10 protein-coding genes are annotated in these 12,995 nt (G+C 33.7%); 5 read left to right on the forward strand and 5 right to left on the reverse strand.

Annotated features, from left to right (window positions below):
* Positions 1–24 precede the first annotated feature (24 nt).
* From J2W95_RS06150 to J2W95_RS06160, 3 genes are all read right to left on the reverse strand, one after another.
* Positions 25–669 carry a DUF47 domain-containing protein gene (locus tag J2W95_RS06150; RefSeq protein WP_111410419.1) on the reverse strand — a complete coding sequence of 215 codons (645 nt, stop codon included), beginning with the start codon at positions 667–669 and terminating at the stop codon, positions 25–27.
* A gap of 49 nt (positions 670–718) precedes the next feature.
* On the reverse strand, positions 719–2,233 hold the full coding sequence (gene hutH, locus J2W95_RS06155) for a histidine ammonia-lyase (protein ID WP_310005022.1): 1,515 nt from the start codon (positions 2,231–2,233) through the stop codon (positions 719–721).
* Positions 2,234–2,401: 168 nt separating this feature from the next.
* The gene (locus tag J2W95_RS06160; RefSeq protein WP_310005024.1) at positions 2,402–4,762 is read right to left on the reverse strand and encodes a mechanosensitive ion channel family protein; all 2,361 of its coding nucleotides are present in this window, start codon (positions 4,760–4,762) and stop codon (positions 2,402–2,404) included.
* A gap of 787 nt (positions 4,763–5,549) precedes the next feature.
* Here J2W95_RS06160 and thrA point away from each other — a divergent pair.
* The 5 genes from thrA (at position 5,550) to J2W95_RS06185 (ending at position 11,632) form a co-directional block, all read left to right on the forward strand.
* On the forward strand, positions 5,550–7,997 hold the full coding sequence (gene thrA / locus J2W95_RS06165) for a bifunctional aspartate kinase/homoserine dehydrogenase I (RefSeq protein WP_310005026.1): 2,448 nt from the start codon (positions 5,550–5,552) through the stop codon (positions 7,995–7,997).
* A gap of 85 nt (positions 7,998–8,082) precedes the next feature.
* The gene (locus J2W95_RS06170) at positions 8,083–9,003 is read left to right on the forward strand and encodes a homoserine kinase (RefSeq protein ID WP_310005028.1); all 921 of its coding nucleotides are present in this window, start codon (positions 8,083–8,085) and stop codon (positions 9,001–9,003) included.
* Between the two features lie 123 nt (positions 9,004–9,126).
* Entirely contained in the window at positions 9,127–10,422 is a 1,296-nt protein-coding gene (thrC, locus tag J2W95_RS06175; protein ID WP_310005030.1) for a threonine synthase, read from the forward strand.
* A 331-nt stretch (positions 10,423–10,753) separates the two neighbouring features.
* Complete coding sequence (locus J2W95_RS06180) at positions 10,754–11,203, forward strand: SRPBCC family protein (protein WP_310005032.1); 450 nt, start codon at positions 10,754–10,756, stop codon at positions 11,201–11,203.
* Between the two features lie 24 nt (positions 11,204–11,227).
* Positions 11,228–11,632 (forward strand): VOC family protein, encoded by a 405-nt coding sequence (locus J2W95_RS06185; RefSeq protein WP_310005036.1) that lies wholly within the window; start codon positions 11,228–11,230, stop codon positions 11,630–11,632.
* A gap of 118 nt (positions 11,633–11,750) precedes the next feature.
* Here the strand turns inward: J2W95_RS06185 and J2W95_RS06190 are convergent, their stop codons facing one another.
* Both J2W95_RS06190 and J2W95_RS06195 read right to left on the reverse strand, forming a co-directional pair.
* On the reverse strand, positions 11,751–12,134 hold the full coding sequence (locus J2W95_RS06190; protein WP_310005389.1) for a DUF3037 domain-containing protein: 384 nt from the start codon (positions 12,132–12,134) through the stop codon (positions 11,751–11,753).
* On the reverse strand, positions 12,112–12,906 hold the full coding sequence (locus J2W95_RS06195; protein WP_310005038.1) for a HipA family kinase: 795 nt from the start codon (positions 12,904–12,906) through the stop codon (positions 12,112–12,114). The genes J2W95_RS06190 and J2W95_RS06195 overlap by 23 nt, the downstream gene beginning before the upstream one ends.
* Between the last annotated feature and the right edge of the window lie 89 nt (positions 12,907–12,995).

Here is a 12,995-nt window from a genome sequence, read left to right on the forward strand (position 1 = left end):
TATCTTCAAATGAATATAGTTAAATTAAGAATGTTTTACCGTAATAGATTCTAAAACACTGGCAACACTCTTACATTTATCAGTTGCTGATTCTAAAACTGATAACACTTCTTTATATTTAATGATATTTTTGGCATCGGTTTCGTTTTCGAAAATTTCAAAAACAGCTTTGTTATACACCATATCCGACTTGTTTTCCAACTTATTAATTTTGGCACAAGCGTTGGTGATCGTTTTCATATTGCTCAAGTTTTTCAACTCTTTTACCGCAACATCAATATTTTGACAGGCCTCTAGATTGATTTCTGTCATTTTACGAATTGATTTTGTGATTTTATCCACTTGATACAAACGCATTCTTGAAGCAGCACCATGAAGATAATCGGCTACATAATCAATTGAAGTGATTAGGGAGTGAATGTCTTCCCTGTCAAACGGAGTAATAAAATTTTTACTCAATTCTAAATTAGTTTGACGTGTAATATCTTCTCCTTTTTGCTCTAGTTCATCAATTTTGATAAAAAGAACTTCTCTTTCTTTCAAAGGAAGATTTACCGCTTCGTGCAAAATTGAAGCCAACTCGATTAAATTACTTGATGCTTCTTCGAAAAGAGGAAAGAACTTTTTGTCTTTTGGAACTAGAAATTGAAAAATACTATTTAATGACATTTGTTTATGTTTTAGTAGTGCAAAATTAATTCATTATTTAAAGCTAATGTTAAGCTAATGTTAACAAATCTTCTTCGATTTGAAAACTATTTAGAAAACCAACAGTTTTCTCAATATCATAATGAAGAATTCTGTCTTCTTTTACCAAAGGAACTTCACTCCTGTAAGATTTTAAAAACATTTCTATAAAATCACTTGACTGCAAAGGTCTACGGTATTCTATTGCTTGGGAAGCATTCATCAATTCAATAGCTAAAATACGCTCCAAATTATCCATCACTCGTAAACATTTGGTAGCTCCATTAGCTCCCATGCTCACATGATCTTCTTGACCATTACTTGAAACTATGCTATCTACACTCGAAGGAGTTGCCAATTGTTTGTTTTGACTTGCAATACTTGCAGCAGTATATTGCGGAATCATAAATCCTGAATTCAATCCTGGATTATCCACCAAGAAAGCAGGAAGGTTACGCAAACCCGAAATCAGTTGATATGTTCTACGTTCAGAAATACTTCCAAGTTCTGCCAAAGCAATCGCCATAAAATCTAAGGCCAAAGCCAAAGGCTGTCCATGGAAATTCCCACCTGAAATAATCTGATCACTTTCTATAAATATATTTGGGTTATCGGTTACCGAATTAATCTCGGTTTTGAATACTTTTTTCACGTAATCAAACGCATCTTTTGAAGCTCCATGTACTTGTGGAATACAGCGGAAAGAATATGGATCTTGAACATGCGTTTTAGCCTGTTCGATAATTTCACTTCCTTCCAAAAATTCCTTTACTCTTTTGGCTGTAGCAATTTGACCGTTATGTGGACGTATATAATGTATCAACTCATTAAAAGGTTCAATTCTACCATCAAATCCTTCCAATGATATTGTTCCAATTAAATCGGCTAAAAACGAAAACTTGTTTGCTTTCATTAGAATATGTGCACCATAAGCACTCATAAATTGAGTTCCGTTTAATAATGCCAAACCTTCTTTTGACTTTAAAACAATAGGTTCCCAACCAAAATGCTTTAAAACTTCTGCTGAATTAACTTTTTTACCTTCAAACCAAACTTCTCCCTCTCCTAACAAAGGCAATGATAAATGCGCCAAAGGAGCTAAATCTCCAGAAGCCCCAAGTGAACCTTGAGTATAAATAACTGGTAAGATATCATTATTATAAAAATCAACTAATCGATCCACTGTTTGCAATTGTACTCCAGAATGCCCATAACTTAAAGATTGAATTTTAAGCAACAGCATCAATTTTACAATATCGTTTGGCACTTCCTCTCCTGTTCCACAAGAGTGCGACTTTACAAGATTTTCTTGAAGTTTAGAAAGGTTTTCATTTGAAATTTTCACATTACAAAGTGATCCAAAACCTGTATTGATTCCATAAATAGGTTCCGAATGAGAAGCCATTTTAGTATCTAAGTATTTTCTACACTTTAAGATATTTGTTTTTGCAGTCTCTGAAAGAGCAATAGTTTTATTATGAGAAATAATTTCTTGTAAGACTTCAAAAGAAAGTAATTCGGTACTTATATAATGTGTATTCTCCATTTCATTTGATTTTAAGTGTTCAAAATTCCACAAATCAATATTAAAAAGCAACGTTTTTTGATAATAATTTAAAATTATTATCAAAAAAGATCATTACACCTTAAAAATCCAATGGACTTACGAAAGCGCTAAAAAGTCAAAAAGTCTGAAATACTGGAACTACTATATTTAACTCAATGGTCTAACCTGAAGATTAATCCCTGCCTCAGCTAAAACTGTTTTAACATCATTCATCGCTTCTGTACGGACTTGACCTGCAAGAGATAAATCTGCCACCCATAACAAGGTTTTTATATTAATTGTGTATTCGCCAAAATCTTGAATAATGACTGCAGGTTTGGGCAATTCTAAAATCTTTTCGTTCGTCGCTAATTTTTCTCCAATAAGTTTACTTACTATTTCTATATCAGCAGTGTATGGTACTCCAATCGTAAACTCTAATCGTTTGCTTCTATCCTGCATTGTCCAATTAATTAAATGTTGCGACAATAGATCGCCGTTGGGAACAATAATATCAGAACCCTCTGCACTGTGTATTTTACTAGAACGCACACCAATTTCTTTAACCACACCAGATTTATTGCCAATTTCAATTTGATCACCAATTTGAATAGGGCGCTCAAAGGCTATAATTACACCTGAAACCAAGTTGTTCACAATGTTTTGCAAACCAAAACCAATACCAACACCCAAAGCACCAAGCATAATCGAAAGTTTATCAATCGGAATACCTGCTGCAGCAACAGCAATAAAAAAACCAATCGTCCAGATTGCCAAACGAATCAGTAACATCATCGAATTTAGCCCACTCCTTTTTCCTGTAAGTGCAGCTTCTTCACTAAAGAAAAAACTAATAAAACTTGAAATTACAGATGAGAGCCAAAGAATAAATATAAATATTGCAATGCTTAAAAAAGTAAATTTATAACTACCAATGCTTCTTTCTGCATTAAAAAAATCAGCACAAAAATTAGTCAACAAATCGTATAAGGTAATATTTCTAGCCAAAGCAATTATAAACACAACTGAAGCCAATAACCATAAATACTTTACGAGACGATGTTGAAGTTCTTTAAAATTAATGAAATTTGAAAATCGACTAGATTGATAAGCTTCTGTTTGCAAATAGATAGCTTCAATAATTATAGTACAAAATACCTTTAAACTAATCCCTAAAACTAAACATTGCACGGCACTAACACCAAATATTTTAGCAAGTGATAATCGCCCTGTTAAATTAAATATTATAGACAAAATGACTTGTACAATGGTAAAAATAACCAAAACTTTAGTTGCTGGAGAAGATTCTACCTCAATCAACAATTGGGTTCTATTCCTAATAATTTTAATACATAAAGTTAATAATAAGATCCCCGCAACAAACAAGGCCCACCGTTCTCCAAATGCCGAATCTAGTAAAACATCATCTATTGAATAAAAAAACCAGATTCCTAATAAAGAAAACCACATAACCTTTGCTTGCTCAGTCAAAAAAGGCAAAAGTAAAAAGCAAAGCAAAACAAGTCGAAAAAATTCAAAAGTATGCAAAAGAGACATCGGAGGATTACCAAAAAGAAAAGGTATATAACCAAAGAAACCAAATGCAGAACCAATGATTACACTTTTCTTCAAAAATTTTAATTGACCCAAAATTGATTCAGAATCTTCTAGTTTTTTAATTCTACGCTTATTTGAAAGCATCCAAGCCGTTATACCAGCAAACAATAAAAGGCTTAAAAAAATAATATTTATTTTATTACTCAAATAAATCATCAAAATCTTTCCAGAACGCTCTAAAGCTTTTATAACAATATCAAAATAAGAACTTTCATATTGATTTATATTTGCTGCCAAAAGAGGAGATTCTTCTTGCGTCCACATATTAATCTTTTTTGAAATGGATAAATAAACCATATCCGAAGATAAATCTTGGGTTTCAAATAAATTAATCGAAACACGGCTACGCAATAAATTTAGCTTGGCCAGCACTTTTTTCTGCGATTTATTTAGTTCATTAGCCTCCGTTAGCACATCCGTCAATTGTATCTGCAGTGCCGAATCTTGTACCTGCACTTTCAATTCCTGATCTGCTAAAATTTTCTTTAATTTCTCATTACTTTTAGTTAGTTGATCACAATAACCAGAAACAAGCGTTTTATAAGAATTCAAATTATCTGATATTTCACCCAATAATATAACTGTACTGTTAAGGCTACGCAAATTCTTTTTTTGTCCATTCTTTTCAAATCGTCTCTTAAATCCCTTTATCTTTTTTTCAATATCTGGCAAAGCATTTTCAATAACAGAAACATCATAACCTCTTTCAAGCAAGAATTGACTTCTATCTATGGTAAAATTATAAGTTTCAATTTTACCAATTAATTCTGGTACTTGACTCTCATCTAACTCTGTCATTCCAACAGTTTTAGACTCGTGCTTAAGCTGCGCAACTATTTCTGGAGAAACCAAAAATACGATTGTGCAAAGAAAAATTTTGATGCTGTTCTTTAAATGATCTCTTAAAAACATATAATTGAAGTATATAAATTTGATTAATTTTAAAACTATTAAATAATAAAAACCCTAGAAAATACAAACTTAATAATTTAAAGATTGATATTTTTTCACATTCCGTTATGAAGAATAAAATAATTCAACATATAAACCATATAAGCTTTTTATTCCTTCTTAAATACCTCTAAATAATTTATAACGTCCAAAAAAAATCGAATAAGACATAACCTTTTTGCAAACTCTTATTTAATATAAACTTATAGAACTTAAATGTTAAAAAAATGCTCATTTAGTGATATTAGCACTTTAGAAGTAAAATATCCCTCGATTTTAACGACAGTTAACTTCTAAAACCCTCTGATTTCAAATTCAAAACAAACATAATCTCAATAAATAAAGTGATAAATTACGCAATATTAAATTTGAGTACTAATAAAAATTCAAACGTTAAACTATTCGCAAAAACGAACCTAAAAGCTTTATTTTTTGATGAAAAACTGTACTTTTGAAAAATCAAAATGAAAAATTTTAACAGCACATATCATCCTTCGATAACAACTCAAATCTGGGTTGCACTTGCTGTTACAACTACATCTACTACAACTACTACCCCTTAGGGGTATACATTTTACATATAATCCAGTTGCTGTACTTTTTTTTTAAAGAAAGAAAGTCATAGGTGTATAGAAGCCTTTTTGCAATTTAAAATAAGAAATACAATATAAAATCGTTAGGATTTCAAATACGGATAATCATATAAAAAATAACGATACTAAATTACATCAAACAAATACAATACAATATGAAAGTATTAAAATTTGGCGGAACTTCGGTAGCCAATGCAGAAAACATAAAACTAGTTTTAGATATAGTCATTAATAAATCACAAGAAGAAAAACTTGTTGTTGTTGTATCCGCCTTAAGTAAAGTAACCGATTTATTGCAATTGGCTGCATCCAAAGCGGCTGCAAATGACGAAACCTTTAAAGATATTGTTACCGAAATCGAGAAAAAACACTTAGAAGCACTTAAACAACTTATTCCCGTAAGTGAACAAAGTGGTTTATTAAGTCATATCAAAAGAATCATCAATCACCTGGAAACACTGCTTGACGGTTGCTTTCTATTGGGCGAATTATCCCCAAGAACTTTGGATACCATTCTAAGTTTCGGTGAATTATTATCTTCCTATATCATTGCCGAAGCTTTAAAGCAAAAACTAAAAAACAGCCGTTACAAAGACAGCCGAGAATTGATTAAAACCAATAATAATTTCGGAAAAGCAGCTGTGAACTTTGAGGTTTCAAACCAACTGATTGCAGATTTTTTTGCATCTAATGAAAATCAAGTAGTTGTGTTGCCTGGTTTTATTGCTACTTCTGAAGATGGTATAAATACAACTTTAGGTCGTGGTGGTTCGGATTATACTGCTGCCATTATTGCAGGAGCATTAAATGCTACAGATTTAGAAATTTGGACAGACGTAAACGGAATGTTTACTGCCAATCCAAAAATTGTAAAACAAGCACAACCTATAGCTACAATATCTTACCAAGAAGCAATGGAATTGTCTCATTTTGGTGCCAAAGTATTGTACCCTCCAACAATTCAGCCTGTTTTAAGAAAAAATATTCCAATTATAATAAAGAACACTTTCGAGCCACAAACCGAAGGGACTTTGATTTCCAATATTGTTTCAGCGCAAACAAACCCAGTAAAAGGAATTAGCCATATCGACAATATCACTTTGGTTACTCTAGAAGGTTCTGGAATGATTGGAGTTGCTGGTTCTTCAAAAAGATTATTTGAAGTTTTATCTAATGAAAGCATCAACGTAATTTTTATTACTCAAGCTTCATCGGAACATTCTATATGTATTGGTATTTTAAATTCAGATGCCGAAACTGCTGAAATAGCTATAAACAGAGCTTTTCAAATAGAAATTGCACAAAACAAAATTGATCCTTGTATTGTAGAACAAAATCTTTGCATAATTGCTTTGGTAGGTGAAAACATGAAAAACCACCAAGGTTTAAGCGGAAGAATGTTTAGCACTTTAGGAAAGAACAATGTCAATATTCGTGCGATTGCACAAGGTGCTTCGGAAAGAAACATCTCGGTTGTTATCAATGAAAGAGACGTCAAAAAAGCGTTGAATACTTTACACGAAAACTTCTTTGAAGAAAACACCAAGCAATTAAACCTATTTGTAATGGGTGTTGGAAATGTAGGTGAGAAATTCATTGAACAAATCCATCAGCAGAAAAAATTCTTAAAAGAAAATTTAAAAATAAACGTAAGGGTTATTGCTGTTTCCAATTCTAGAAAAATGTATTTTGATGAAGATGGAATGCCTCTAAAAGAATGGCAATCACTGCTTGAAAAAGGAGAATCAGCCAACAAAGAACAATTTATTGCCAATGTAAAAGCACTCAATTTACGTAACAGTATTTTTGTAGATATCACTGCCAATGAAGAAGTGTCAAAAACATACGATCAATATTTGAAACAAAATGTAGCGGTAGTAACTTGTAACAAAATTGCTTGTTCATCAGCTTATGATAATTACAAAAACCTAAAAAGTTTGTCTCGTAAATTCAATGCGCCTTTCCTTTTTGAAACTAATGTTGGAGCTGGATTACCAATCATAGATACGGTAAAAAACCTAATCGCTTCTGGTGACAAAGTGCATAAAATTCAAGCTGTTTTATCAGGTAGTTTGAACTTTATTTTTAATAATTTTGATAAAAATAACACTTTTCATGATGTAGTTAAAGAAGCTGGAGTTCAGGGCTTTACAGAGCCAGACCCGAAAATTGATTTAAGTGGAATTGACGTTGCTAGAAAGATCCTTATTTTGATTCGTGAAAGCGGTTATCAAATGGAAATTAAAGATATTGAAAACAAATCTTTCCTTCCAAAAGACTGTATGGAAACTACTAATAATGAGGCTTTTTTCGCTTCATTAAAAGAACATGCGAGACACTTTGAATCAATTTTGGCAGAAGCCAATCAAAAAGAAAGTCGACTAAAATTTGTAGCCCAATTTGAAAATGGAAAAGCAAGCGTAGGTTTACAATTCATCCCGAAAGATCATCCATTTTACAATTTGGAAGGAAAAGACAACATCGTTTTATTCTATACAGATCGTTACGTTGATCAACCTTTATTGATAAAAGGTGCTGGCGCAGGAGCAGCAGTTACCGCTTCTGGAATTTTTGCCGATGTAATTAGAATAGGAAATGTGTAAATAAAGTTGCTAAGATTCTAAGTTTATCAGATGTTCAGTCATCTTAGAAACTTAGAATCTTAGGAGCTTAGAATCTTAAAATAAAATGACTGAAATAAAAATATTTTGTCCCGCCACCATTGCGAATCTTTCTTGCGGTTTTGATGTACTTGGACTTTGTTTAGCTACTGCAGGCGATGAAATGATTGTTCGCAAATCAGATGTAAAAGGAGTTCGTATTACTAAAATCGTAGGTGCCGATTTACCATTGGAAACCGAAAACAATGTTGCTGGAGTTGCTGCTTTGGCAATGTTGGAGGAAATCGAAACTGAATTTGGTTTTGAAATCGAAATCTACAAACACATCAAAGCGGGAAGCGGTATCGGAAGTAGTGCTGCCAGTTCAGCAGGTGCAGTTTTTGGTATCAACGAATTGTTGGGACGCCCTTTCACCAGAAAAGAATTGGTAAAGTTTGCCATGCAAGGCGAAAAACTAGCGAGTGGAAATGCTCACGCAGACAATGTTGCCCCTGCCCTTTTGGGAGGTTTTACATTGGTACGATCATCGAATCCTTTGGATATCATCAAAATTGAAAGTCCATCAGAATTATATGCTACAGTGGTTCATCCTCAAATTGAGCTAAAAACATCGGATGCACGTTCGGTATTGAAGCAAACCGTTTCCCTAAAAAGCGCCATTACGCAATGGGGAAATGTTGGCGGATTAGTCGCAGGACTTTACACTCATGATTATGAGTTAATCGGTCGTTCTTTACATGATGAAATAATAGAACCTATCCGCAGTATGCTGATTCCAGGATTTGATTTAATTAAGCAAGCAGCTTATGAAAACGGAGCTTTGGGTTCAGGAATTTCTGGTTCTGGTCCTTCTATTTTTGCTTTAAGCAAAGGAAAAGAAAACGCAGATAAAATTGCCAAAGCAATGAGTGCCGTTTACGAAGAAATGAATTTACCTTATGAGATTCACGTTTCCAAAGTGAATGATGAAGGAATTAGAACGCTTTAAGCCGTAAGCTATAGGCTGTAAGCTGATCACTGTAAAATAAAAAATAAATAATCGAAGACTATAATTGAACGCAAAGGCAAAAAGCTTAAAGCCTATTGCCTAAAGCCTAAAGCAATTAAAAAAATGAAATATTACAGCTTAAACCATAATGCACCAAACGTTTCTTTTCAAGAAGCAGTAATACAAGGATTAGCAACAGATAAAGGTTTGTATTTTCCAGAAACTATCACACCATTAGCACCAAGTTTTTTTGAGGCTATCGAAAGTTTATCACACGAAGAAATTGCTTTTGAAGCGATTAAACAATTTGTGGGAGACGAAATTCCTGCCGAAACTTTAAAACAAATCATAGCCGAAACATTATGTTTTGATTTCCCATTGGTGGAAGTTGAAAATGGAATCTACTCTCTTGAATTATTTCACGGTCCAACAATGGCTTTCAAAGATGTGGGCGCAAGATTTATGTCTCGTTGCCTGGCTTATTTCAACAAAGACAACAAAAAAAATAAAAACACGGTTCTTGTAGCCACTTCGGGAGATACGGGAGGAGCAGTCGCCAGCGGTTTTCTTGGCGTAAACGGTGTTGATGTCGTGATTCTTTACCCTTCTGGAAAAGTGAGTGATATTCAAGAAAGACAATTAACGACTTTGGGACAGAATATAAAAGCACTTGAAGTCGATGGTGTTTTTGATGATTGCCAAGACATGGTCAAAAAAGCATTTCTTGACGAAAGTTTAAGCCATATGCAATTAACATCTGCCAATTCAATTAATATTGCGCGTTGGTTACCGCAAATGTTTTACTTTTTCTTTGCATACAAAGCACTGAAATCACAAAACAAACCATTAGTATTCTCTTGTCCAAGCGGAAACTTCGGAAATATTTGTGCTGGTATTATTGCTAAGAAATTAGGATTACCTATCGAGCATTTTGTGGCTTCTACCAATGTAAATGATACCGTTCCTAGATTCCTTACTAACGGACTTTACGATCCAAAACCATCTATCGCTACCATTTCGAATGCTATGGATGTTGGGAATCCAAGTAACTTCGTTCGTATCCAAGAGATGTACCAAAACGATTTGGAACAGTTCAAGAAAGATTTCACTTCGTATACCTTTACTGATGCCGAAACTTTGGTAGCAATGAAAGCCATCCATAACGAAAGAGGCTATATCGCAGAACCACACGGAGCTGTTGGGTATTTAGGATTGAAAAAAGAATTGCAAAACATACCAAACGCAATAGGTATTTTCTTAGAAACTGCACATCCTATCAAGTTCTTGGATGTTGTTGAACCAGCTTTAGGAGTAAGTTTACCACTTCCAACACAAATTGAAAGCGTAATGAATAAAGAAAAAGTAAGCGTTAAAATCTCAACTTATGATGAATTGAAAGCTTTCTTGAATTCAAAATAATTCTGCTAAAAAAGGTTTTTCAAACCATATAAGTTATATAAAGCCATTTAAATTTTGCTAGTGATTAGTGAAATTTAAATGGTTTCCTTTTTTATACCAAAATAATTCCTCTACGAAGTATTCGTTGTTATAAAACTTAAGCAAAGTTTCCCAATTTCGACTCACGCGCTGAGCAAATAATACAAATCTACAATCAAAATAACAACCCGCTGTAGTAAAGAAACATTAGCATTTATAATAAAACGACACTCAACTACAAACAAAAAATTTTGGCCAAACAGTTAAATTTAATTCAAAAAATATTAAATTTAACTATCTAAAAAACAACATCATGGCAAATAATAAAGTTACACTTCACAGAGTTTTTTCGGCACCTCCTGAGAAAGTTTATAAAGCATTCACAGATGCCGATGCAATGGCGTCTTGGTTACCTCCTTATGGTTTTGTCTGCAAAGTTCATAGTATGGATTTGCAAATTGGCGGAAAATACAAAATGTCATTTAGCAATTTTACTACGGGTAATAGTCATTCATTTGGTGGCGAATATTTGGAAATTATACCTAATGAACGATTAAAATACACAGACGAGTTTGACGACCCAAATTTACCAGGACAAATGATTACAATAATCGAACTGCGAAAAGTACTATGCGGTACAGAACTTTTTGCAACACAGGAAGGAATACCTGATGCAATACCTACTGAAATGTGCTATTTAGGCTGGCAAGAATCGTTAGACAAATTAAAACGCTTGGTCGAACCTAATATTCCAGATGCTTAATTCAATAAGATAAAAAAATAAAAAATGGCAAAACAAATTTTCATCAATTTAGCAGTAACTGATTTGCAAAAATCTATGACATTTTATACTGCATTAGGCTTTGCAAACAATCCTCAGTTTTCGGATGACAGCGGAAAATGCATGGCTTGGTGTGAAAACATTTTTGTAATGCTTTTGACACACGAAAAGTTTTCAAGCTTTACAACCAAACCTATTGCAGACACAAAATCAAACATAGCGGGACTTTTTTCTTTATCGACTGACAGTTTTAATGAAGTTAACAGTATTATGACAAATGGTCTAAACGCTGGCGGAATAGAGCCGAGCGAAATGAAAGATTATGGTTTTATGCAAATGCGTACTATCGAAGATTTTGACGGGCACACTTGGGAAATTTTCTACATGGATATGTCAAAAATCCCAACATAATAGTAAGACAAACGACAAAACATCAATTGAAAACTACAAAATAATTAGCCATTATCTTGTAGTTTTTTTTTAATTTGTTTAAGCACGAATCCTTATAATAATTGTAGTTTTTATTTAGTTACAAAACCAGTTCTTCAAAAAGGCGTTGAATTGTTTTATCCAAATCCTCACATAAACCCGAATGCGGTCTGGAAGTTTGAATCGCCGAACTTCGGATAGCGGTCAACCAACGAAAACGGGACGGAATATCGAACTCACCAATAGGCCCACTGGCTTTGTCCCCATGAGCGATTTTCTGAAAAGATTCTAAATTTAATTCGAGTTGTTCCAAATCAAAATCTTCCGAGAACAACAGTAATTTTGCTTCATTAACTGAATAGAGCATTTTTATGAATTTGGCGCTTTTGCAAAAAAGAATAACGCCTACATTCAGGAATTCTTCTCGTTCTACCCTTGGTACAACGCGAATAACGGCATATTCATATAAGTTTTTCTCTTGCATTTTGGGCTTCATTTATAAAAATTTCTGAATGATTCAATCTCGTCCATAAAAACTGAAAATAGACATCTCTTATTTCGCTAGGAGTTTGATCAGTGTCTTCCCATTGCAGCCAATCTTCTGGAATGTAATTGACAATATCCTGTAGAATTTCTTTGGTAAGTAACTTTCTAAAGGCAAGATCTGTTGCTAACAATTCGCTGGCTTGAGGCAATAACACATGGTCTTTTATCAGCGCAAAAGGGCTTTTCGCATGCGTTTCCCAAGAATTCCAAGAATGATGGAAATATAGCGACGCTCCATGATCGATAAGCCATAATTCTTTGTGCCAAATAAGCATATTGGTATTCCTGAACGTACGATCAACATTGGTTATGAAGGCATCCAACCAAACGATTTGCGAAGCCAAATCTGCAGGAAGCTTTGTAACCACGGGATCAAAAGTAATAGCTCCCGACAAAAAATGCAAAGCCAGATTCAGTCCTTGACTTCCTTGCAATAAATCTTGAATTTCCTCGTCTCCTTCGGTACGGCCAAAGGCTTCGTCGAGATTGGCAAAAACCAATTCGGGCATTTTAAGCTTCAAAACTCGGGCGATTTCTCCGCCTATGAGTTCAGCAATCAAGGCTTTTACGCCATGCCCAGCACCTCTAAATTTCAAAACATATTTAAAATCATCATCAGCTTCGGCTAGAGCAGGCAACGAACCACCTTCCCGCAGCGGCGAAATATAGCGCGTAACATTTACAGTTCTTAATTCATGTGGTTTTCTCATAATCTGATTTTACGAACTACAAACTTACAAATAACTATTTTCTTTAAGACGCTAAGCTATTAAGAAACTAAGATTTTACTAGATAGTTA

Origin of the sequence: Flavobacterium granuli (genome assembly GCF_031456055.1) — a bacterium.
Taxonomy (GTDB): domain Bacteria; phylum Bacteroidota; class Bacteroidia; order Flavobacteriales; family Flavobacteriaceae; genus Flavobacterium; species Flavobacterium granuli_A.